Genomic DNA, 24338 nt, shown 5'->3' with positions numbered 1-24338 from the left:
GATCTTTTTATTAGTTTGCTTGGCAATCTAATTATAGACAAACTTTATTGATTACTTATTGACACTTATTTTTAATAAAATCAATAATACTATCAGCGCGAACCATCTTTTTATCTCCGTCAGCACGATATTTGTACTCAACTTCACCATTATCAAGATTTCGCTCACCAATGACGATAGTATGAGGGATCCCAATTAGCTCGGCATCTGCAAACATCACGCCAGGGCGCTCTTTACGATCATCAAAAAATACGTCAATACCGCTAGCTTGTAGTTCTGTATAGAGCTTTTCTGCAGTTTGTTGTACTTTCTCTGACTTATGCATATTCATTGGAATAATCGCAACTTTAAATGGCGCGATAGCATCTGGCCATATAATGCCACGATCATCATAACGCTGCTCAATTGCAGCTGCAACAATACGCGTTACACCGATCCCGTAACAGCCCATAATCATTACATGATTTTGACCATCTTCACCTTGCACGGTTGCATTCATTGCTTTAGAGTATTTGGTACCAAGTTGGAAAATATGACCGACTTCGATACCACGTTTAATTAATAATGTCCCTTTGCCATCAGGACTTTTATCACCTTCCACCACGTTGCGAATATCCGCAATCATTGGTAAACTTACATCACGTTGCCAATTAATATTGAAATAGTGCTTACCATCAATGTTAGCTCCGGCACTAAAATCACTCATTACGGCAACATCACGATCAATAATTACTGGTAATTTAAGGTTAACAGGGCCGAGTGAACCAGGACCTGCACCTATTGCTGAAAGAATTTCCTGTTCTGAGGCAAATTCTAATGGTGAAGCAATAAGCTCAAGTTTTTCTGCTTTCACTTCGTTCAGAGTATGATCTCCGCGCACTAGCAAAGCAACAAATTGATGGCCACTATCTTTGGTAGCTTTAACAATAAGTGTTTTTACCGTTTTTTCAACTGCTATATTAAATTGGTTAACGAGTTCTTCAATGGTTTTTGCATTTGGTGTATCAATGAGTTCCATCGTTTTAGTCGGCGCAGCTCTTTGAGCTGTAGGCGCTAATGCTTCAGCTTTTTCGATATTAGCAGCGTAATCAGACTCAGTTGAAAAGATCACATCATCTTCACCACTATCCGCCAGTACTTGGAATTCATGTGACCAGCTACCTCCAATTGATCCGGTATCTGCTTGTACTGCTCTAAAATCAAGCCCTACACGAGTAAAAATGGCACTATAAGCGGCATACATATCATCATAGGTTTTTTGCAATGACTCTTGAGTTGTATGAAATGAGTAAGCATCTTTCATAATAAATTCGCGAGAGCGCATCACACCAAAACGAGGACGAACCTCGTCACGGAATTTAGTTTGAATTTGGAAAAAGTTTAATGGTAATTGTTTATAAGAACTGACTTCATTGCGTAATAAATCAGTGATCACCTCTTCATGAGTTGGCCCGAGGACAAAATCACGAGCGCCACGATCTTTAATACGTAAAAGTTCTGGGCCATATTGCTCCCAACGACCACTTTCTAGCCAAATGTCAGCCGGTTGAACGACGGGCATTAACAGTTCTATTGCGCCCGCTTTGTTCATTTCTTCTCGAACAATGTTTTCAACTTTTTTGAGTACTCGATAACCAGTAGGTAACCAAGTATAAAGGCCTGAGGCCACTTTTCTTATCATTCCTGCACGAAGCATTAATTGATGGCTAATAACTTCTGCATCTGCAGGCGTTTCTTTTAAGGTAGATAGCAGATATTGACTTGCTCGCATGATTTATTCCAATTCCAGATTAAAGCACAAAATAATGCTAGTTTAGCAGGCAATTTTATAACTCGAAAGAGCTATATCTTTAAAATTCTTGAGTAAGTAAAATTTTGAGCGAATAAATGATAAAATAGTTGTTAATTTTGCGGTTGGTAGTTGCGCCAGTAATACTTAATATAGACATATTGATCTAATTATTAAAGGTAAAAATGATGAATATAGCGGCTAATGAGATGTATCAAGCTTTGCTGAATAAAGATCCTAGCTATGATGGAGTATTTTATGCGGCAATTAAAACGACAGGAATTTTTTGCCGCTGCATTTGTACTGCTCGTAAACCAAAGCAAGAAAACGTCGAGTTTTTTAATACTGCTCATGATGCGATTTTAAGTGGTTACCGCCCGTGTAAAATTTGTAAACCCCAATATTTACCTGATCAAACGCCGACCGAAATCGCAACCTTATTGGTACTATTGGAAGATAATCCGAATCAAAAATTATCCGATCAAGATTTGCGCCAAAAAGGTTTTGAACCTTATACCATAAGACGCTGGTTTTTAAAGCACCATCAAATGACTTTTCATGCATTTCAACGTATGAACCGCATTAATATTGCATTAAAAAAGCTTCAAGATGGTGAGTCGGTTATTAATACGGCTTACGATAGTGGTTTTGAGTCATTAAGTGGCTTTAATGATTCATTCAAAGCCATATTTGGCGTATCGCCATCTAAAGCAAAAGATAAAAACATTATTTATTTAAATCGTATTGAAACGCCCATCGGTACTATGTTTGCTGGTGCGACCGATGATGGTTTATGCTTACTTGAGTTTACGGATCGTCGCATGCTTGAAACCGAGTTTAAACATCTAATTAAGCGGTATAATGCGACTTTAATTCGTGGCGAGAATCAGCACATTAAGCAAACTAAACTACAACTTAATGAGTATTTTGCAGGTTATCGTCAAGATTTTACTCTCAAGTTGGATACAAAAGGAACTGATTTTCAAAAACAGGTGTGGCAAGCATTAATTGATATCCCTTATGGTTCAACCCGATCTTATCAAGAACAAGCGAGCTATATTGGTAACCCTAAAGCGGTAAGAGCAGTCGCTAATGCTAATGGTATGAATCAAATAAGTATTATTATTCCTTGTCATCGAGTAATTGGTGCTGATGGAAAATTGACCGGTTATGGTGGTGGATTATGGCGCAAAAACTGGCTGCTTAATTTAGAAAAAGCGAATAGATAAAAATAACGAAGCCATGTTTACTTCTATTAGCAAAGGGATTATTATAATTAACGATAATTAATTCCCTATTTCCCTCCTATATATATCAAAAGTGAAACCTTAACTTCTCCTGCATAAGATAGCGCATCATTACTGATACTTTATTTATAATTTTTACTTTTGGTATCAAAAGTGATTTATTCAATTAATTGAAAAATAACAATAAAATATTTATTTTGTGATATTTGTCACTGCTTTTTTGTCATTTTTTTGTTATGATTTAATCAGTTTTAAAATGAAAAATGTTTTTTAAAAAGGAATGCTTTGTGAACAATGAAAAAAAATTAAATGCTGATAGTAAAATGCCAAAATGGCGTGCAAGTGATACCGCCTGGATGCTAAGTTTATATGGTACAGCAATTGGTGCCGGTGTATTATTTTTACCAATTAATGCCGGTGCTGGTGGCTTATTACCGTTGTTAGTTATGCTTATTTTAGCGTTTCCTATGACATTTTTTGCCCATCGAGCATTATGCCGTTTTGTTTTGTCCGGAAAAAGTTCAGATGGTGATATTACAGTCGTTGTTGAAGAGGCATTTGGTCGAACTGCAGGTAACTGGATAACTGTATTATATTTTTTTGCTATTTACCCTATTCTTTTAGTTTATAGCGTTGGTATCACCAATACGGTGATTGATTTTATGCAGTATCAATTATCAATGACGCCACCACCTAGAGTACTATTATCTTTTATTTTAGTTGGCGCTTTAATGTTAATTGTTCATTTGGGTGAAAATTTAATAATAAAAGTCATGTCTGTTTTGGTTTTTCCGTTTATCGTTGTTCTAATGATCTTAGGATTATTTCTTATCCCTGAATGGAATGGCGTTTTATTTACTGATTTTTCTTGGTCTGGTAGTACGCTTGTTGGTAGTCAAGGTATTTGGATGACATTATGGCTAGTTATTCCTGTAATGGTATTTGCATTTAACCATTCGCCAATTATTTCTTCCTTAGCTGTTGCTAAACGTAAAGAATACGGAGAACAACATGTTGAATATAAATGTTCACGTATTATTGCCGCCAGTAATATTATGATGGTTGTAACTGTAATGTTTTTTGTGTTTAGCTGTGCATTATGCTTAACGCCAGCTGAACTATTGGAAGCCAAAGCTCAAAATATTTCAATTTTATCTTACCTTTCTAAGCGTTTTGATTCACCTGTTATTGAGTATATTGGCCCAATTATTGCTTTTGTTGCTATGGCAAAATCTTTCCTTGGCCATTACCTTGGCGGTAAGGAAGGCTTTAATGGTATGGTAAATAAGGCTTTACGTAGTAAAGGTAAAACCATTACACAGAAAAAACTTGATAATATTGCTGCGCTCTTTATGTTTGTAACTGCTTGGATTATTGCAACGTTAAATCCGAGTATTCTGGGATTAATTGAGTCATTAGGTGGCCCTGTACTTGCGATCATATTATTTTTAATGCCAATGTATGCGATCCATAAATTACCTGTTTTAGCAAAATATCGAGGTAAATTAAGTAATACCTTTATTGTTATTATGGGTTTAATCGCTATTTCAGCTGCAGTTTATCTTGTGTCTGGATCTATATATACAGCAATTTGTAATTTGCAAGCGTATTTAGGTTTATAGATTAAATGCAATTGCAGTAATCAGTAAGTACAGCTTTATGTAGCGGTATTTGCGCTATAAAATTAATCATAACGTAATTTGAATTTTGTTTATTTAGACCGACATATTATTGAGTCTAAATAGGAGTAAGGAGGCAATAATGGGCTCTGTATTTGATATTTTTAAAATAGGAATTGGGCCATCCAGTTCCCATACTGTTGGGCCAATGCGGGCAGGAAAGCTCTTTATTGATCATTTAATTAAAGATAATGTAATGGCGTCAGTCACTAAGATTGTTGCAGATGTTTATGGATCACTGTCATTAACAGGTAAAGGTCACCAAACAGATATTGCTATTATCATGGGGCTTGCTGGGAATTTGCCTGATAGTGTTGAAATTGATGCTATTCCTAATTTTATTAATCAAGTAAGCAAAAGTGGCCGATTACCTATTTATGATGGAAAATTTGAAGTTGATTTTCCACTTGTTAGTAGTATGAATTTTCATTCGAAGTTTTTACCATTACATGAAAATGGTATGACGTTATCTGCTTACCAAGGTGATAAGTTAGTTTTACAACAAACTTATTATTCGGTAGGCGGAGGTAAAATAGTACTTGAACAAGATTTTGGGAAAGAGGATCAATCTGGCAGTGATGTTCCTTATCCTTTTTCTAGTGCTGAAAAGTTATTGGAATACTGTAATGATAATTCACTATCTATTTCAAGTATTGTAATGAAAAATGAATTAACGATTCATAGCTATGATGAAATAGAAGCTTATTTTATTCGTGTGGGTAAAACAATGGAAGATTGCATTAAACGTGGCATGAATACTGAAGGCTTATTGCCTGGCCCGTTAAAAGTGCCGCGCCGTGCTTTTTCATTATATCGTCAATTAGCAACGTCTTCAGAAAAAATAATTAGTGACCCAATGATTATTATTGATTGGGTTAATATGTTCGCATTCGCTGCGAGTGAAGAAAATGCAGCTGGTGGGCGAGTTGTTACAGCACCGACTAATGGTGCATGTGGCATCATTCCTGCCATTCTTGCTTACTATCACAAGTTTGTTTCGCCAATAACGCCAGATATTTATATTCGTTTCTTTTTAACGTGTGGTGCAATTGGCCAGCTTTACCAAATGAATGCTTCAATTTCTGGTGCTGAAGTAGGCTGCCAAGGCGAGGTCGGTGTTGCTTGCTCAATGGCCGCAGCAGGCTTAGCTGAGTTACTTGGCGCAAGCCCTGAACAAGTTTTTATGGCTGCTGAAATTGGTATGGAGCATAACTTAGGTCTTACTTGTGACCCTGTCGGTGGACAAGTTCAAGTACCATGTATCGAACGTAATGCAATTGCGGCTGTTAAAGCAATTAATGCAACACGTATGGCATTAAGGCGCACCAGTTTAGCTAAGGTTTCTCTCGATAAAGTAATTGAAACAATGTACGAAACAGGTAAGGATATGAATTCAAAGTATCGTGAAACCTCTCGAGGAGGGCTTGCGATAACGATTCGATGTGATTAATTTCATCTAATTTTAATGAATAAAAAGGGCATTAATATTAATGTCCTTTATTTTATCTGACCAGGCTAAGCTGACTGCTATTTATAAATGTTCGTTATTTTTTTGTTGTAAGGTGTCATTATAGTGTAAAACTAATACTTCCAATGCATATTATTTAGCTGTGAAGTAATAAAGTCATTACTTATAATTTCTTTATCAGGTATATCTTCTTGGCTTTTTATTTTGCGTTTTCTTTGTCGCGAATTTTTTTGTATTTTACCTTTTCGCTCATTATGTGCGAGTAAATTATTGAGTTGATCTAATTCATCAAGTCCCCGTAAAACAGAGATCAGGGTTAACAAGGTAATCGATTCACCCAGTTCAATGCGCTTAATTGTTGCAATGCCAACCTCAGCTAACTCTGCTAGCTCTATTTGAGATAAATTTTTTTCAATTCTCGCTATTTTAATTCGGCGACATAACATAGCGATAACATCTGCATTTTCGTCCATCAGTTATTAGCCTCTATTTTGGGGAGTTGTTCACATATATAAAATTATCATAGCATAGCTTTATTTTTAGGCTAAATTTATCTAACTGTATTGTTTATCCTTTTGCTTATTATCTATGCAATAGATCTTGAATATCAACAATAAGATTATTTAAACGTCGGCGATAAATTAATGCTATAATTTAGCAAAATTTATTCTTAATATCTAATTTTATGTCTGAACCCAAGTTTATTCATTTGCATGTCCATAGTGATTATTCAATGATTGACGGCGTAGCTAAAACAGGCGTTTTAGTTAAAAAAGCCGCATCAATGAATATGGTCGCGCTCGCTATAACTGATTTTACAAACCTATGCGGGTTAGTGAAATTTTATAGTGGCGCTTTATCAAAAGGGGTAAAACCCATTATTGGTGCTGATGTTAAAATTTATAGTGAAGAACTTGATTCGTTTTATGATATTACTATATTAGCCACTGATAATGAAGGATATCAAAACTTAACGTTATTGATTTCAAAAGCCTATCAACGAGGTTATATTGGCGACGGCCCAGTCGTTGATAAAAATTGGCTTATTGAGCATAAATCAGGTTTAATTCTTCTTGCAAGTTATAATAGCGATGTTGGTATTGGTGTTATTCGCAATAATCCACAGATTGTTAATGAGTCTATTGAATTTTATAAAAATCATTTTGCCAACTATTTCTATTTAGAGCTAATTCGAACAGGGCGAGATAATGAAGAGTTATTTGTTAATCAAGCGATAAAGCTTGCTGAACAATATGATTTACCCGTTGTTGCAACTAATGATGTTAAATTTTTATTAAGTAGTGATTTTGAAGCTCATGAAATACGAGTAGCGATTCATGACGGTGATACACTCGATGATCCTAAAAGACCAAAAAAATATTCGGCTCAACAATATTTTCGTAGTGAAGACGAAATGTGTGAGCTTTTTTCTGATATCCCAGAAGCCTTAGCTAATAGCGTTGAAATTGCTAAACGTTGCAATGTTTCCATCCGTTTGGGCGAGTATTTTTTACCACAGTTTCCAACGGGAAACATGTCGACTGAGGATTTTTTAGTTCATAAAGCTAAAATCGGACTTGAAGAACGACTTGCCTTTTTATTTCCCGATCCTGAAATAAGACAAAAACGCCGAGTAGAATACGATGAGCGTTTAGATATTGAACTGGGCGTAATTAATCAGATGGGCTTTCCAGGTTATTTTTTGATCGTTATGGAATTTATCCAATGGTCTAAAGATAATTCAGTACCTGTTGGACCAGGGCGAGGCTCAGGTGCTGGCTCACTTGTTGCTTATGCATTAAGTATTACCGATCTCGACCCATTAGAGTTTGATTTACTTTTTGAGCGATTTTTAAATCCAGAACGTGTATCAATGCCTGATTTTGATGTCGACTTTTGTATGGATAAACGGGATCTCGTCATTGATCATGTTGCTGAAATGTATGGACGTGACGCGGTATCACAAATCATTACCTTTGGAACCATGGCAGCCAAAGCTGTTATTCGTGATGTAGGACGGGTACTTGGTCATCCTTATGGTTTTGTTGATCGTATCTCTAAATTAATACCCTTAGATCCAGGAATGACGCTTGCCAAAGCATTTGAGGTTGAGCCTCAGTTACAAGAGCTTTATGATAATAATGAAGATGTTAAAGGCTTAATTGATATTGCACGCCAGCTAGAAGGCGTAACGCGTAATGCAGGTAAGCATGCCGGTGGCGTCGTTATTTCGCCAACAAAAATCACTGATTTTTCACCGATTTATTGTGACTCGGAAGGTCATCATCCCGTTACCCAGTTTGATAAAAATGATGTTGAATATGCTGGCCTCGTTAAATTTGACTTCTTAGGACTAAGAACATTAACCATCATCGATTGGGCTTTGGGTATGATTAATGTGAGAATGCAAAGTGAAGGTAAAGAGATTGTTGATATTAACCGTATTCCTCTTGATGATCCTTTAGCATTTGAGTTGTTACTTCGAGCTGAAACTACCGCGGTATTCCAACTAGAATCTCGTGGTATGAAAGATCTTGTCCGGCGGTTAAAGCCTGACTGCTTTGAAGATATGATTGCTTTGGTTGCTTTGTTTAGGCCTGGACCTTTACAATCAGGTATGGTTGACAACTTTATTGATCGAAAGCATGGCCGAGAAGAAGTTTCTTACCCCGATAGTCAATATCAGCATGAGTCGCTCAAGCCAATCTTAGAACCGACTTATGGTATTATTCTTTATCAAGAACAAGTTATGCAAATTGCACAAACTTTAGCGGGTTATACCTTAGGTGGCGCCGATTTATTGCGTCGTGCGATGGGTAAAAAGAAACCTGAAGAGATGGCAAAACAGCGCTCTGTTTTTAAAGATGGAGCAGAGCGATGTGGAATTAATGGCGAATTGTCGATGAAAATTTTCGATCTCGTTGAGAAATTTGCAGGTTATGGTTTTAACAAATCTCACTCCGCGGCTTATGCACTTGTTTCCTATCAAACATTATGGCTAAAAACACACTTCCCAGCTGAGTTTATGGCCGCTGTAATGACCGCTGATATGGATAATACCGATAAAATCGTCGGTTTGGTTGATGAATGCTTACGTATGGGAATTAAAGTTAATCCACCCGATATTAATAGTGGCTTATATCATTTTCACGTCAATGAAAAAGGCGAGATTGTTTATGGTATTGGTGCAATTAAAGGTGTTGGCGAAGGCCCAATTGAAGCAATTGTTGAAGCTCGTAATGAACAAGGTAAAAATGGCTTCTTTAAAAATATTTTTGAGCTGTGCGCAAAAACTGATATTAAAAAGCTTAATCGCCGAGTATTAGAAAAACTGACAATGGCTGGTGCTTTTGATAAACTTGGCCCGCACCGCGCAGCTATTTTACATAGTATTAATGATGCGATACAAGCGGCTGATCAACATACAAAAGCGCGAGATATCGGTCAAGAAGATATGTTTGGTGTTTTGGCCGAAGAACCAGAACAAGTCGAATATGCCTATGGTAATGTGCCAGAATTACCTGAACAGGTTATTTTAGATGGCGAGAGAGAGGCGCTAGGATTATACCTAACCGGGCACCCTGTCACGCAATATTTGAAAGAACTCACAAGATATACTAATGGAACTCGCATTAGTGAAGCAAGCCCAACTGGCTGGGGAAAAACTGCTACTTTTGCTGGGTTAGTTGTTTCTGCGCGAGTTCGCTTGACAAAGAAAGGCAATCGTATCGGTTTATTTACGCTAGATGACCGCTCTGGGCGCATTGAGGTAATGCTTTTTGGTGAATCTTTAGATCGATTTGAACATTTAATTGTCCAAGATAAAATATTAATTGTTTCAGGGCAAGTTAGTATAGATGATTTTAATGGTGGTTTTAAAGTATCGGGTCGAGACATTATTGATTTAAGTCAGGCCAGAGAAAAGTATGTAAAAGGGCTTAGTATATCTTTACAAGAAGCAGAGATTAATCGCCCATTTTTGCAACAACTACAAAAGTCGTTTGAACCCTATCGCAATGGAAGTGTTCCTGTTCATATTTATTATCAAACCGACGAGGCTAGAGTAAAAATTGAATTTGGCGTAACTTGGCGAATTACACCTAATGATGATTTATTAATTAGCTTAAAAAGCTTATTAGGTAATGATCGAATTGAACTCGAATTTGATTAGTTTTCGATAAAGTCGGAAATTTGTAGCGCTTTATCCCAAATACATAGTAAAATTAGTAAATTACTATATAAGTTTAGTTTGCTATTATGTAAATTAAATTTTTTAACTAGATAATTGTTTTCAATTGTTGAACAATCACAGAATGATAGATGAATCTTGTCGTCACTAACAAGATACCTATAGAGGCAAAAGTTGAATAGTTATGAAGAATTTCTTAGATTTTGAGAAACCTATTGCTGAGTTAGAAGCTAAAATTGACTCACTAAAAAACATGGATTCACAAGAAGTTAAACTTGATATTAATCTTGATGATGAGATTAAATTGCTTAATAAAAAAAGCAAAGAGTTAACAAAAAAAATCTTTTCAAACCTAACTCCGTGGCAAGTTGCACAGTTAGCTCGTCATCCAAATAGACCATATACACTTGACTACATTAAAGAGATTTTTACCGATTTTGATGAACTTCATGGTGATAGGGCATATGCTGATGATAAAGCAATTATTGGTGGTATGGCGCGTATTGGCGATAGACCCGTTGTTATTATTGGTCATCAAAAAGGGCGAGAAACAAAAAGCAAAATTTATCGTAATTTTGGTATGCCAGCTCCAGAAGGTTATCGTAAAGCATTACGATTAATGCAACTTGCTGAGCGTTTTCATTTACCCATTATCACATTTATTGATACCCCGGGCGCCTATCCTGGAATCGGTGCGGAAGAACGAGGTCAATCAGAAGCCATCGCTCGTAATCTACGTGAGATGTCTAGGTTAAATGTACCCATTATTTGTACTGTTATCGGTGAGGGCGGCTCAGGTGGCGCGCTTGCATTAGGTGTTGGCGATAAAGTTAATATGCTACAGTACAGTACTTATTCTGTTATATCACCAGAAGGCTGCGCCTCTATTTTATGGAAAAGTGCTGATAAAGCGTCGTTAGCGGCTGAAGCGATGAATATGACCGCTGATAAACTATTAAAATTGAACCTGATTGATTCGCTTATTACCGAGCCATTAGGTGGTGCTCATCGAAACTATACGGCAATTTCTGCTTCATTGAAAAAACAACTTTTGAACGATCTTGACGAACTCGAAGAGATGGAGCCACAAGCATTATTAGAAAGACGTTTTCAACGTTTAATGAATTATGGCTATGTCAGATAATTATAGGTACTGCAATGACGAAAGCTAAAGGCATTCGAAGAATTATTAGTGCCGGGAAATACTCTATTCAAGGATTGAAATCTGCTTTCATTAATGAGGCGGCATTTAGGCAAGAATTTTTCTCGTTTATTGTCGCTTATATTATTGTTATGGTCGTTGATTTTTCAATTTATGAGCGCATATTACTACTGGGATCAGTTGGTTTTGTGATGATTGTTGAATTAATTAATAGTGCAATAGAATGTATTGTTGATCGTATTAGCACTGAGTATAATGAGTTGTCTGGACGAGCTAAAGATTATGGTTCTGCAGCTGTTTTCCTATCTATTTTGCTTGCATTAAGTTTGTGGGTTTATTTATTTGCCTGTCATTTTTTTCCGGAAACATAAAGATTAATAACGGAGGATCACAATAAATCCTCCTTGTTTTTGGTTATCAAATTTTACTTTTATTTTATGTAATTCAGCAATTTTTTTGACGATAGATAAACCCAGTCCACTGCCTTTTTCTTTTTGCCCTGCAGGACGGAAAAATCGTTCCCCTAAACGAACTAATGTTTCATTTGCGACGCCTAGGCCATTATCGGCAAACGTGATGGTATTGTTCTCGATCGTAATAGTTATTTGTGAATTATCTGGGATATAACGTATCGAATTATTAATTAGGTTGCGTACTAAAATAGATAATAATAATGGGTGTCCTTCGATCTTTCGATTAATACTTTGTTCATTTATTATGGTTTTAATATTTTTTTGTTGCGCTAATGGTTTTAGCTCTTCAACCACATGATTAATCAGTTCTTGCCAAGATATAGTTTGTAGTTCATCTTGGATTTCTAAAGAATCTAAACGTGATAATGTTAATAGTTGATCAACAAGATGAGTGGTACGATCAATACCAATGATTAAATTATTAAGCGCACGTTCGCGGCTAACTTTATCATCATCTGATAGCTGAGCTACTTCAGTTTGTACTCGAAGTGCGGCAAGTGGTGTTCTTAATTCGTGAGCTGCATCTGAAATAAACTGCCTCTCGTGAGTTATCATTGATGTAATACGAGCAAATAATTTATTTAAGGCAAGGATAAAAGGGCTGATTTCTTTAGCGATACCATTAATATCAATAGTACTGTCTTCATCTGGTTTTCGCCTAGCAATTCGATTAGCCAATATTTTGATGGGTGAAAAACTTCGTCCAATTAATATTGCAATAAATAATATAATGATAAAAAATGTTGTTAGCCAAGGGATCAGCTGTTTATAAACAAGCTCAGTCAGAATATCTTGCTGATAATCAAGTTTTTGGCCTACTGCTATAATTGAGCGATTATCGTTACTAAGTAACCATAGTATACGCCATTTTCCTTGTTCACTTATCATTGCCCTATGTTTTTGGGGGTGGAAAAAACCACCATAAAAATAAAATTTTTTACCATTTTCACCGTCATCAACGACCATTTTACCTTCGCGATTAAAAATTGCGAAAGCGAGGGCATCATCATCATAGTCTAACGATTGTAGTTCATTTTCATTTATTTTTGGCGTCTTAGCATGTGCTGTGTTCAATACCATATTTCCATGGTAACTTAGGCTGGCAAGTCGTTTAGCGAAAAGTAATTGTTGACTATCAAAGACCTGTTTTAATGAATTTTTTAGTTCATAATAAGAGATACTCGTCGTGATTGAGCAGGCTAACAATAAAAGACTACTAATGAAAAAGATTAATCGCAAACGTAAACTATATGATTTCATATAATTGTGTCCCTACTCTTGGCCGCTAAGGGCATAACCCGCACCATAAATAGTTTTAATCACATTATTACCCAGTTTTTTACGCAAATTATGAATATAAACATCTACGGTATTACTTACTACATCATCAGACCAGCTATAAAGTTTTTCTTGTATAAGGTCTCTAGATAGTACTTTATTTGCATTTAATAAAAACAGTTCAAGCAAACGTGTTTCTTTGCTAGTTAATACAACTAATTTTCCATTTTGCTTAACTTCGTGGGTTTCTGAATTATAACTAATGTCTCCAAATGTTAATTCAGGCCCCATTTTTTGGTGACTACGGCGAATGAGAGCTTGAATTCTCGCTGATAGTTCAGATAAAGCAAAAGGTTTACAAACATAGTCATCAGCGCCAGATTGTAACCCAACTACGCGCTGCTCAATAGCATCTCTAGCAGTTAGAATTAATACCGGGGTTACAATCCCTGACTGGCGCCAGCTTTTTAGGATGGTTAAACCATCTTTTTTCGGTAGGGTTAAATCAAGTATTACCGCATCATAAGGGGCTAAGGATAGGGCATTTTCACCTTCTTGCCCATCAGTAAACCAATCGAGAGTAAATCCTAATTTTTTTAGGCCAATTTGTATACCATCACCGATTAAGGTATCATCCTCTATAAGAAGTATTCTCATTATTTTTTTCTCATTATTATTCGGTCATTTATAGATATTGTTATGCTATAAAATAAATATTAAGATAATATTAAGTGTAATAAGTTTTTCAATTTAGAAGATGCAAGCTTACCATTATCTAACTATTTTTAGTGTTCAATATCAAGTCGTTTAGCTTCCCATTTACGTGATTTCCAGCGCCATGCATTAACGAGCCCTCGGATCCATTCATCACAAGCAAAGCCAATCCAGATCCCCATCAGGCCCATTCCCATTTTTATACCAAGAAAATAGCCGACAGGAATTGAGATCCCCCACATACAAACTAAGGCTGCATATAGCGGGAATTTAGCATCCCCAGTAGCCCTTAAGGCATTAACCATTACGATATTTTGTGTACGACCAGGTTCAAGGAAAATTGATAAAATAAAAATAGGTAAAATTGTATTAATAACATCTAAGTCGTCAGTAAACGAGGTTACTAACGGTTTTCGAAGTAAAAAGAAACTAATAACAACGATTGCCGTAACTATCATGCCTAATTTTAAACTTTTAAACGTACGTTTATAAGCATCATCAAAACGTTTAGCGCCGACAAGGTGCCCGACCATAATTTCATTACCTACGCCAATTGAAAGTGCAAATAGCATCATGAAATAAGATATTTGGAAAAATATAGCTTGTGCGGCAAGTGCTGTTTCTCCCATCAGTCCAATAAACGCTGTCATAACCAGTATTTGCCCCGACCATGCTAGATTTTCTCCGGCAGAGGGCAAGCCAATCTTAAAAATTTGCTTAAGGATATTTTTATTCCAGTTTAAAAATTGTGATAATTCTGCTTTAATTCGCAATCCATAAAATAATAAGCAAAATAGCAATATAACCCCTACAACGCGGCCAATGACTGTCGACCATGCGACACCAACAAGCCCCATTTCCGGAATACCAAAAAAGCCATAAAGGACAATGATATTACCAATAATCGTTATTACATTCATAATTAGTGATACGTACATGGCGACTTTTGAATGACCATAAACTCTTAAACAAGATGCCATTATAATTGCAACAGCTTCAAACATTAAGCAAATCCCCAAAATATGGAAATAATCATAGCTCATATCTAAAATAGCTGCAGGTGTATTCATCCAAATCAATACTTGATAACCGAGTATTGAGATAAATATATAACATAACGCCCCAAGGACGAGGTTAAATGAGATAGATAAGTGAATTGCTTTACGGGCAAGATCTCGAGTACCAGCACCTAAGTACTGAGCAACAACCACACTACAACCAATACCAATGAAATTAAAGATCGGGATAAAGATATCAAAAAATTGATTACCAACGGTGGTTGCAGCGACCATTGACATTGACACATGGCTAATCATATAGGTATTGATAAATAAAGTTGCTAAATGCAAGAAGATATCAATAAAAATTGGCCAACTGAGTGAAAAAAGTGATTGATCGATAACTGAGCGATCTTGTTTCATAAAAATCCTACTTAACTAATTATTAATTAATAATTTTTGGTGAATTATACTTGATTTAATGTGAGATGCTATTGATTATTTATTAAACATACTAAAAATATTTGAAATTACTCTATTTACATATTAAGTTGCAAATAGAGCAAAAGTAACCGATAGCTAAGATAGAACTTTTACAATTGATTCGCATAATAAAGACATATTATCAAGTGTCATACCAGCGACATTAAGTCGTCCAGAATTAACAATATAGATCCCATAATCATTTCTTAATGCAAAAACTTGTTCTTCTGTTAATCCGCTAAATGAGAACATACCATTTTGTTTAGTGATAAAACTAAAATCCTGCTTTGCCCCTTTTTCTTGTAGCGTTTTGACAAACAATTGTCGCATACGATGTATTCTTTGCCGCATCGTTGTTAATTCATCAATCCATTCATCTTTCATTTCTGGATTACTTAAAATATTAACAACAACATTCGCACCATGAGATGGTGGATTAGAATAATTAGCTCGGATGATTGTTCGCACCTGACTAAATGCGCGTTCGGCAATGTCTTCATTTTCAGCAATTAAAGTTAATGCACCAACTCGTTCATTATATAAACCAAAGTTTTTCGAATAAGAGCTTGCAATTAATAATTCTGGTTGGTTTTTGGCAAATAACCGAACACCAAGTGCATCTTCATCTAAACCTTGACCAAAGCCTTGATAAGCTAGATCAAAAACAGGTAACCAGCCTTTTTTTAAGGCTAGATCTGAAATAATTTGCCATTGCTCTGGTGTTGGATCAATTCCTGTTGGGTTATGGCAACAGCCGTGGAAAAGAACTGCTTCGCCAGCTGAAACGTGATTTAAATCTTCAATTAGTGAATCAAAATCTAACTCATGAGTTTGAGCATTATAATAGCGATAGTCTCTTACTTCCAAGCCTGCAGTTTGAAAAATACTCTGATGATTTGGCCATGTTGGACTACTAACCCAAATGCGTTTAATCTTTGTACGTTTAACTAAAAAGTCAGCCATAATTCTTAATGCACCAGTGCCTCCTGGTGCTTGGGCTGTTTTTACTCTACCACTAATAATTAATTGATTATCTTCGCCTAAAATTAATTTTTGGGTTAGGGTATTAAAAGTTGCCAACCCTTCAATAGGAAGATAGGATTTAGTTTGTTCGTTTTCTAATAATTGAGCTTCTGCTTTTTTTACACACGCAAGAACTGGTGTTAGCATATGTTCATCTTTATAGATCCCAACACTAAGATTAATTTTATTAATTCGTTCATCAGCATTAAATATTTCAGCTAGCCCTAAAATCGGGTCGGCTGGCGCTGCTACTAAATTTTCAAACATGGTTTCCCCAATTTTTTAAAATTGAATTTATTATATGCCTTATAAAAGCTATTGAACAATAGGTTTTAGGCTGCTTAGAAACGCGTCTAAATCATCAGCTAAGACGTCAGTTTCATTGGTAATTAGTTTTTCTAAAATCACGTTCCCAGTTTGATTATCTATTGAAACTATTTCTGTTTCATCATCTGTCGTTGCAATAAAAATAGAAGGGCGACGTTTTAGTCTTTTTTGCATCGTCAAATGCGCGATAATATTTTGTTCTAGCCTTGAAAAATCATCATCACTCCAAATTTGCAAAAGCGATAAAGATAAATGATTCCATTGTGCTTTCATATCACCAGCATATTGTGTGCCATAAAAAAGATGAGCATCATCATGGATACGAATATTTATAACTTCCTCAACAATGTTTAGCGTATGAGGGCTAGGCCTTATGGGTAACCAAAAAATAGCTAAATCTATGGTATCTTTAATACATGGTGATGGCATACCATATAATTCGCTACTTTTGGGATTATGGTTAACGGTATCTTGCCATATATCTATATAGCGCTTGGTAAAAAATATAAGACTATCTGATTGAGTTTTATTCATTTGCATATTTATCAAATAATGGCTTTAGTTTTAGTAATAAATTGGCTATTCTTGAGTAAGGCTATATTTCATTGTAGCTAATGGCGTGAATATAACGGCAACACTTATAATTTTAGTATTGTATCGAATAATTCTAACAATAACTAGCTTAAGTCGCAAAGAGAGGTTGATGTGATTACCCATATTAGTCCATTAGGATCGATGGATCTACTCGCACAAATTGAAGTAGATATGTTAAAACGTTCGGCTAATAGTGAACTTTATCAACTGTTTAGAAATTGTTCATTAGCGACACTTAACGCTGGAAGTAAAACGGATAATACAAAAGAGCTACTCGATAAATATTTATCGTATGAAATTAATGTCATTAGTAAAGAGCGTGGTGTAAAACTCGAATTAGTTAATCCGCCACAAAGTGCTTTTGTTGATGGTAAAATTGTTCGTTCTATTCAAGCAAATTTGTTTGCAGTTTTGCGTGATATTTTATTCGTTAATAGTCAAGTTGCCGCAATTAAAGCAATACTCACGCCTGCCCTAGATAAACAAGATATCTCTTTTTATATTACTAATCTTGTCTTTGCTATTTTGCGTAATGCAAATGCGCTACATGTTGGTGAAGATCCTAACTTAGTCGTTTGTTGGGGAGGACATTCAATTAATGAGATTGAATATTATTATTCAAGACAAGTTGGAATGCAGCTAGGTTTACGAGAACTTAATATTTGTACTGGTTGTGGCCCTGGGATCATGGAAGCACCAATGAAAGGCGCTGCAGTTGGACATGCGCAGCAGCGGTACAAAGAGAGCCGGTTTATTGGGATGACTGAGCCATCAATTATTGCAGCTGAGCCACCTAATGCATTAGTGAATGAGCTCATTATCATGCCTGACATTGAAAAACGTTTAGAAGCATTTGTTCGTATGGCGCATGGCATCATTATTTTCCCAGGTGGCCCAGGAACTGCTGAAGAGTTACTGTATATTCTTGGTATATTATTAGATCCCGCTAATGAAAATCAGGCACTACCACTTATTTTAACTGGCCCGAAAGAGTGTCGTGATTATTTTGATGCGATCGATTTATTCATACATAACACGTTAGGTGAAGAAGCGACTAAACTTTACCAAATCGTTATTGATAATCCCGAAGAAGTAGCAAGAATTATGAAAAGTGGTGTTAAACAAGTTAAAGCTTCTCGCTTAACTAGTGGTGATGCATATGGGTTTAATTGGACGTTAAAAATTACTAAAGAATTACAACACCCATTTGATCCAACGCATGAAAATATGGCGCATTTAAATTTACATAAAGATCAGCCAGTTGAACATCTAGCCGCTGATTTACGTAGAGCATTTTCTGGCATTGTAGCGGGTAATGTTAAAGAATCTGGTATGAAGCAAATAGAGCTACATGGTCCTTATAAATTACAAGGCGATCCGCAAATTATGAAGCAACTTGATGAGCTATTGCGAAGTTTTGTTGAACAACATCGAATGAAACTACCCGGTGGCACTGCTTATCAGCCATGTTACGAGATCTGTTATTAATTAAATATTAAAAATATAATTGATAAAAATCAAATGATTAATTGTTTTTTTTAATTTAATTAATATATCTTTGAAATAGATATTAACTATAAAAATAATAGATTGAGATAACCGACAAAGCAGGTATACTTAAAAAATTACAATAGAATTTTGTATTATTCTCTATAATGATTAAAAGGAGCAATACTATGGCTTACTCTTTATCCCCTTTACCTTATGCGTATGACGCTTTAGAACCTTACATTGATTCAGAAACAATGCATCTTCATCATGATAAGCATCATCAAACTTATGTCAATAACTCAAACGTCGCAGTTGAATCTTTATCAGCAGATCTACAAGCTTTATCTGCAGAAGAGTTATTAAAACATTTAGATAAAGTCCCAGCTGAGAAATTAACAGCGATTAAAAATAATGTTGGTGGTCATGTTAATCATACTTTCTTTTGGGAGCTACTAAAAGTTGGCACTGAATTGAAAGGTGAATTGAAAACTGCTATTGAAAAAGATTTTGGTTCTATAGATGCTTTTAAAGAAAAATTTGCAGCTGCAGCGACAACGCGTTTTGGTTCTGGTTGGGCATGGTTAGTTGTTCAAAACGGAAAATTAGCTATTGTTTCAACACCAAACCAAGATACGCCTATTATGGGTGAAAAATTTGCAGGTGTTTGTGGTACGCCGATTCTGACTCTTGATGTTTGGGAGCATGCTTATTACTTAAAATACCAAAATCGCCGTGTTGATTATATTGGTGCATTTTGGAATGTGGTTAACTGGGATAAAGTCGCTCAGTTATATACTGCTGCAAAATAATTAGTTTTAGTCTATTGATAAGAAGGCGCTAACTTAATTGATGGCGTCTTTTTTTTATTTTAATCCTTGTATCTTTATCAATTTTATAACGACCCAGTTTTCTCTATATCATTTTTCTATTTATGGCATATCTGTTTTCCCTAACTTACCTTAATTAATTTTTTTAAATTTTTGAAATAGTCACTTTTATTTGAATAAAAATTTTGAATTGTAAGAAATTTATTTTTTATTTATACAATTTATGTAATTTTTGATCACTGAAATTGACGGTTAAATATAAAAATGATAAATAGTAGCCACCTGTTTTTTATCAATATTTAATTCATATCACTATTTTCATTTGTTTTCAAAGATAAAACAAAATCGAGTATTATTTTAAATAGTTAAAGGGTTTTTATGTATTCTCTAAGAGTAAGATGTTTAGCTGAAACCTTTGGTACGTTTTGGCTTGTTTTAGGTGGTTGTGGAAGTGCAGTCCTCGCGGGATTTGAAATTGGTTATGCAGGTGTTGCTTTAGCATTTGGGTTAACAGTATTAACGATGGCTTATGCAATTGGTCATATTTCTGGCTGTCATCTGAATCCGGCTGTAACCATTGGTTTATTGATAGGTAAACGTTTTCCACTAAAAGATGTGATACCTTATATTATTGCTCAAGTTATTGGTGGTATTATTGCCGCAGCAATTTTGTATTTTATTGCAAGTGGAAAAGCGGGTTTTTCATTATTTGATGGCTTTGCTGCTAATGGCGTAGCAGAACATTCTCCGGGCAAATATAGTTTCGCTGCTGGTTTTATTTGTGAAATCATCATGACATTTGCTTTTTTAATGATTATTATGGGGTCTACACATGGTAAAGCACCGGCTGGTTTTGCTCCTATCGCCATTGGCTTAGGTTTAACGCTTATTCATTTAATTACTATTCCTATAACGAATACTTCTGTAAATCCGGCTCGAGCGACTAGTCAAGCCATCTTTGTTCAAGGTTGGGCGCTTGGTCAATTATGGATTTTCTGGATTGCCCCGATTATTGGCGCAGTATTAGCTGGAACTATTTTTCCTCTACTTTGTAAAAATAAGTAATGTAATTCATCCTATTAGTGAATTCTTATAAAAATGGCTCAAGATTGAGCCTTTTTAATTCATAGCCCTTCTAATTAAACTTAACGATCTTGATAAATCTAGAGCAAGATATGAGATTTTTCTCTATAGATCTATATTCTGTTGCACAAATCCGCTAAAATAGCGAATTATTATCAAAATTTTTACATTTTTCACTTTGGGTTAGCCTGTAGTGTAAAAAATTAATTCTTACTAAAAAATGAAAGGTAACGATAACATTTATGTTTGAAATTAATCCTACTAAAAATAAAATTATTGAACTTAATGAACGCACTGCGGTTATTCGGGGGTACCTTTGACTATGAAACGAAGAAAGAGCGTCTTGAGGAAGTTAACGGTGAACTCGAACAGGCGGACGTATGGTCTAATCCAGAAAAAGCTCAGTCGCTTGGCAAAGAACGTGTAGCACTTGAAGAAATAATTGATACGATCGATACACTCACTCAAGGTTTAGATGATGTCGAAGGTCTATTGGAGCTAGCCATTGAGGCTGAAGATCAAGATACCTTTGATGAAACTAATTTTGAGTTGTCACAGCTAGAAAAAAAACTTGATAAGCTTGAATTTCGCCGTATGTTTTCTGGTGAATATGATAGTGCTGATTGTTATTTAGATATTCAATCAGGTTCTGGCGGGACAGAGGCACAAGATTGGGCTGAAATGTTACTTCGAATGTATCTTCGCTGGGCTGAATCAAAAGGATTCACAACCGAAGTAATGGAAGTTTCTGATGGTGATGTTGCGGGAATTAAATCTGCAACTATTCGCGTTGCTGGTGATTATGCATTTGGCTGGTTAAGAACAGAAACTGGCGTCCACCGATTAGTTCGTAAAAGTCCTTTTGATTCAGGTAATCGACGGCACACATCATTTGCTTCGGTATTTATCTATCCTGAAGTTGATGATGATATTGATATTGACATGAATCCGGCTGATTTACGTATTGACGTTTATAGAGCATCAGGGGCCGGGGGACAGCATGTTAATAAAACTGAATCTGCTGTTCGTATTACTCACGTCCCTACGGGTATTGTTACCCAGTGCCAAAATAACCGCTCTCAGCATAGCAATAAAGATCAAGCGATGAAGCAATTAAAAGCTAAATTGTATGAACTTGAGATGCATAAGAAAAATGCTGAAAAGCAGCAAATGGAAGAGAATAAATCAGATATTGGGTGGGGTAGCCAGATCCGCTCTTATGTTCTAGATGATTCACGCATAAAAGATTTACGTACCGGCGTTGAAACGCGCAATACACAAGCCGTCCTTGATGGTGATTTAGATCAATTTATTGAAGAGAGCCTAAAAGCAGGCTTATAACGAGTTATAAGGTAAAACCATGTCAACACAGCAATCAGAATCAATTAATACTAGCTTAGAAGAGTTAAATAACGAGTTAAAAAGTCGTCGTGAAAAATTAGTCCATATTAGAGAGCAAGGTATTGCTTTTCCTAACGATTTTCGTCGCGATGCTATTTCTAGCGATCTACACGCACAATATGGCGAAAAGACTAATGAAGAACTTGTCGAAGCGAAAATATATGTTGCTGTTGCAGGTCGCATGATGATGCGTCGAATTATGGGTAAAGCATCATTTGTTTCTCTGCAAGATGTTGGCGGACAAATTCAGCTTTATGTAACACGAGATGAATTAGCTGAAGGATTCTATAATGAACAGTTCAAAAAATGGGATTTAGGTGATATTGTTGCGGCTAAAGGATACTTATTTAAAACTAAAACGGGTGAGCTATCTATTCATTGTGAAGATATTCGCTTACTAACTAAAGCATTAAGACCATTACCTGATAAGTTCCATGGCCTTGCAGATCAAGAAACGCGCTATCGTCAGCGTTATTTAGATCTCATTACGAATGAAGCGTCACGTAACACTTTTAAAGTGCGCTCCCAAATTGTAGCTGAAATTCGTCAGTTTATGGCTGAAAAACACTTTATGGAAGTTGAAACGCCAATGATGCAAGTTATTCCTGGGGGAGCTGCAGCTAAACCTTTTATCACTCATCACAATGCGCTTGATTTAGATATGTATTTACGTATCGCGCCAGAACTTTATTTAAAACGATTAGTGGTTGGCGGCTTTGAGCGAGTTTATGAAATTAATCGTAATTTCCGCAATGAAGGGGTTTCACCGCGCCATAATCCTGAGTTTACTATGATGGAACTCTATATGGCTTATGCTGACTATAAGGACTTGATTTTACTTACAGAATCATTATTTAGACGTCTAGCTATTATCTCGACAGGTTCTGCGGTTGTACAATATGGTGAGCATACATTTGATTTTGGTAAACCATTTATCAAGATGACAATGCGTGAATCGATTTGTCATTACCGACCACAAACCAATATCGCTGATTTAGATGATTTTAATAAAGCCTGTGCGATTGCAACTGCGATTGGTATTGAAATTGAAAAAGGTTGGGGACTTGGTCGCGTCGTTACTGAAATCTTTGAAGAGGTTGTCGAAATCAATTTAATTCAGCCAACATTTATTACCGAATATCCGGCAGAAGTTTCACCACTAGCAAGGCGCAATGATGATAACCCATTTGTCACCGATCGTTTTGAGTTTTTTATTGGTGGACGTGAAATCGGCAACGGTTTCTCTGAACTAAATGATGCAGAAGATCAAGCAGAGCGTTTTGCAGATCAAGTTAAGCAAAAAGATTCTGGTGATGACGAAGCAATGTTCTACGATGAAGACTATGTTACGGCATTAGAACACGGATTACCGCCAACAGCGGGCCTAGGTATTGGTATTGACCGCACAGTTATGCTATTTACCAATAGCCATACTATTCGTGATGTTATTTTATTCCCAGCGATGCGCCCTGTTAAATAATGATTCATAAAGGCGGCTAAAGTCGCCTTTCACTATCAATTCATCCTTGTGTACGAGGCAGTCCTTTTTATCCTATAATGATAGGTTACAACAAAAATATAACGAATTTTTATATTATTATCTATCTAATTTAATAGGGGATAGTTAACTAACTAGTTTGGTGATTATTGATAGTAACAATATCGTACTAATGAATTAATTGAAGTGTAATAAATAGCTTAATAAAAAAGACCAATCTATTTATTAGTTTGGCCCTTTATATGCACTTGAAATTCTTTAATTAAGTACTTCATTAGCAATTAATTAAAAAATTTTATAAATAAAAATAAATTATTTATATTTCCAATTACTTAACAGTATCTTTTAGACCTTTACCTGCAACGAAAGCTGGGACTTTAGTAGCAGCAATTTTAATTTCTTTACCAGTTTTTGGGTTACGACCAGTACGTGCTTTACGGCTATTTACTTTGAACGTACCGAAACCAACTAATTGAACTGCTTCACCTTTTTGAAGTGAATCTGAAACAGCTGATAATGTTGCTTCAAGTGCAGTTTTTGCCGCAACTTTAGTTATGTTAGCTTTAGCAGCGATAGCATCTACAAGTTCTGTTTTATTCATGGACATATCCTTA

19 protein-coding genes are annotated in these 24338 nt (G+C 35.7%); 11 read left to right on the top strand and 8 right to left on the bottom strand.

Annotated elements, in window-relative coordinates; all coding sequences use genetic code 11:
• Window positions 1-55 precede the first annotated feature (55 nt).
• Window positions 56-1771, bottom strand: coding sequence for a proline--tRNA ligase (proS, locus tag RHO14_00350; GenBank protein ID WVD71274.1), 1716 nt, complete (start codon window positions 1769-1771; stop codon window positions 56-58).
• 203 nt (window positions 1772-1974) lie between these two features.
• Between proS and RHO14_00345 the strand changes: the two genes are divergently transcribed.
• The 3 genes from RHO14_00345 (at window position 1975) to RHO14_00335 (ending at window position 6165) form a co-directional block, all read left to right on the top strand.
• Window positions 1975-3018: a methylated-DNA--[protein]-cysteine S-methyltransferase gene (locus RHO14_00345; protein WVD71273.1), complete on the top strand. Its 1044-nt coding sequence runs from the start codon at window positions 1975-1977 to the stop codon at window positions 3016-3018.
• A gap of 305 nt (window positions 3019-3323) precedes the next feature.
• Window positions 3324-4658, top strand: a complete 1335-nt coding sequence (locus tag RHO14_00340) for a serine/threonine transporter (GenBank protein ID WVD71272.1) — start codon at window positions 3324-3326, stop codon at window positions 4656-4658.
• A gap of 139 nt (window positions 4659-4797) precedes the next feature.
• Window positions 4798-6165: an L-serine ammonia-lyase gene (locus RHO14_00335; protein ID WVD71271.1), complete on the top strand. Its 1368-nt coding sequence runs from the start codon at window positions 4798-4800 to the stop codon at window positions 6163-6165.
• A gap of 131 nt (window positions 6166-6296) precedes the next feature.
• On the opposite strand, the gene RHO14_00330 is transcribed toward RHO14_00335, so the two are convergent.
• A complete protein-coding gene (locus RHO14_00330; protein ID WVD71270.1) occupies window positions 6297-6656 on the bottom strand; it encodes a helix-turn-helix transcriptional regulator in 360 nt (119 codons plus the stop codon).
• Window positions 6657-6868: 212 nt separating this feature from the next.
• On the opposite strand from RHO14_00330, the gene dnaE reads away from it, so the two are divergent.
• The 3 genes from dnaE to RHO14_00315 all read left to right on the top strand — a co-directional run bounded on the left by dnaE (window position 6869) and on the right by RHO14_00315 (window position 11905).
• Window positions 6869-10354 carry a DNA polymerase III subunit alpha gene (dnaE, locus tag RHO14_00325; protein ID WVD71269.1) on the top strand — a complete coding sequence of 1162 codons (3486 nt, stop codon included), beginning with the start codon at window positions 6869-6871 and terminating at the stop codon, window positions 10352-10354.
• A gap of 202 nt (window positions 10355-10556) precedes the next feature.
• Window positions 10557-11516: an acetyl-CoA carboxylase carboxyl transferase subunit alpha gene (accA, locus tag RHO14_00320; protein WVD71268.1), complete on the top strand. Its 960-nt coding sequence runs from the start codon at window positions 10557-10559 to the stop codon at window positions 11514-11516.
• A gap of 14 nt (window positions 11517-11530) precedes the next feature.
• The gene (locus RHO14_00315; GenBank protein ID WVD71267.1) at window positions 11531-11905 is read left to right on the top strand and encodes a diacylglycerol kinase; all 375 of its coding nucleotides are present in this window, start codon (window positions 11531-11533) and stop codon (window positions 11903-11905) included.
• A 3-nt stretch (window positions 11906-11908) separates the two neighbouring features.
• Here the strand turns inward: RHO14_00315 and qseC are convergent, their stop codons facing one another.
• The 5 genes from qseC to syd form a co-directional block, all read right to left on the bottom strand.
• Window positions 11909-13267: a quorum sensing histidine kinase QseC gene (gene qseC / locus RHO14_00310; GenBank protein WVD71266.1), complete on the bottom strand. Its 1359-nt coding sequence runs from the start codon at window positions 13265-13267 to the stop codon at window positions 11909-11911.
• 12 nt (window positions 13268-13279) lie between these two features.
• On the bottom strand, window positions 13280-13942 hold the full coding sequence (locus RHO14_00305) for a response regulator (GenBank protein ID WVD71265.1): 663 nt from the start codon (window positions 13940-13942) through the stop codon (window positions 13280-13282).
• 128 nt (window positions 13943-14070) lie between these two features.
• Window positions 14071-15420 carry an MATE family efflux transporter gene (locus RHO14_00300; protein ID WVD71264.1) on the bottom strand — a complete coding sequence of 450 codons (1350 nt, stop codon included), beginning with the start codon at window positions 15418-15420 and terminating at the stop codon, window positions 14071-14073.
• A gap of 156 nt (window positions 15421-15576) precedes the next feature.
• Window positions 15577-16770, bottom strand: coding sequence for an amino acid aminotransferase (locus RHO14_00295; GenBank protein ID WVD71263.1), 1194 nt, complete (start codon window positions 16768-16770; stop codon window positions 15577-15579).
• 48 nt (window positions 16771-16818) lie between these two features.
• Complete coding sequence (gene syd / locus RHO14_00290) at window positions 16819-17364, bottom strand: SecY-interacting protein (GenBank protein WVD71262.1); 546 nt, start codon at window positions 17362-17364, stop codon at window positions 16819-16821.
• A 171-nt stretch (window positions 17365-17535) separates the two neighbouring features.
• Here syd and ppnN point away from each other — a divergent pair, with 171 nt between their 5' ends.
• The 5 genes from ppnN (at window position 17536) to lysS (ending at window position 23706) form a co-directional block, all read left to right on the top strand.
• Complete coding sequence (ppnN, locus tag RHO14_00285; GenBank protein WVD71261.1) at window positions 17536-18912, top strand: nucleotide 5'-monophosphate nucleosidase PpnN; 1377 nt, start codon at window positions 17536-17538, stop codon at window positions 18910-18912.
• A 188-nt stretch (window positions 18913-19100) separates the two neighbouring features.
• Entirely contained in the window at window positions 19101-19724 is a 624-nt protein-coding gene (locus RHO14_00280) for a Fe-Mn family superoxide dismutase (GenBank protein ID WVD71260.1), read from the top strand.
• A gap of 396 nt (window positions 19725-20120) precedes the next feature.
• Complete coding sequence (gene aqpZ, locus RHO14_00275; GenBank protein WVD71259.1) at window positions 20121-20807, top strand: aquaporin Z; 687 nt, start codon at window positions 20121-20123, stop codon at window positions 20805-20807.
• Between the two features lie 303 nt (window positions 20808-21110).
• Entirely contained in the window at window positions 21111-22166 is a 1056-nt protein-coding gene (gene prfB, locus RHO14_00270) for a peptide chain release factor 2 (GenBank protein ID WVD71258.1), read from the top strand.
• A gap of 19 nt (window positions 22167-22185) precedes the next feature.
• The gene (gene lysS / locus RHO14_00265) at window positions 22186-23706 is read left to right on the top strand and encodes a lysine--tRNA ligase (GenBank protein ID WVD71257.1); all 1521 of its coding nucleotides are present in this window, start codon (window positions 22186-22188) and stop codon (window positions 23704-23706) included.
• Between the two features lie 346 nt (window positions 23707-24052).
• Here lysS and RHO14_00260 read toward each other — a convergent pair whose 3' ends face one another.
• On the bottom strand, window positions 24053-24325 hold the full coding sequence (locus tag RHO14_00260) for an HU family DNA-binding protein (GenBank protein ID WVD71256.1): 273 nt from the start codon (window positions 24323-24325) through the stop codon (window positions 24053-24055).
• Window positions 24326-24338 lie beyond the last annotated feature (13 nt).

The sequence above is a fragment of the Orbaceae bacterium lpD04 genome (genome assembly GCA_036251935.1).
Classification (GTDB): domain Bacteria; phylum Pseudomonadota; class Gammaproteobacteria; order Enterobacterales; family Orbaceae; genus Orbus; species Orbus wheelerorum.
The sequence above is the reverse complement of the archived record's forward strand: the minus strand, read 5'-3'. Positions and strand labels throughout refer to the sequence as shown.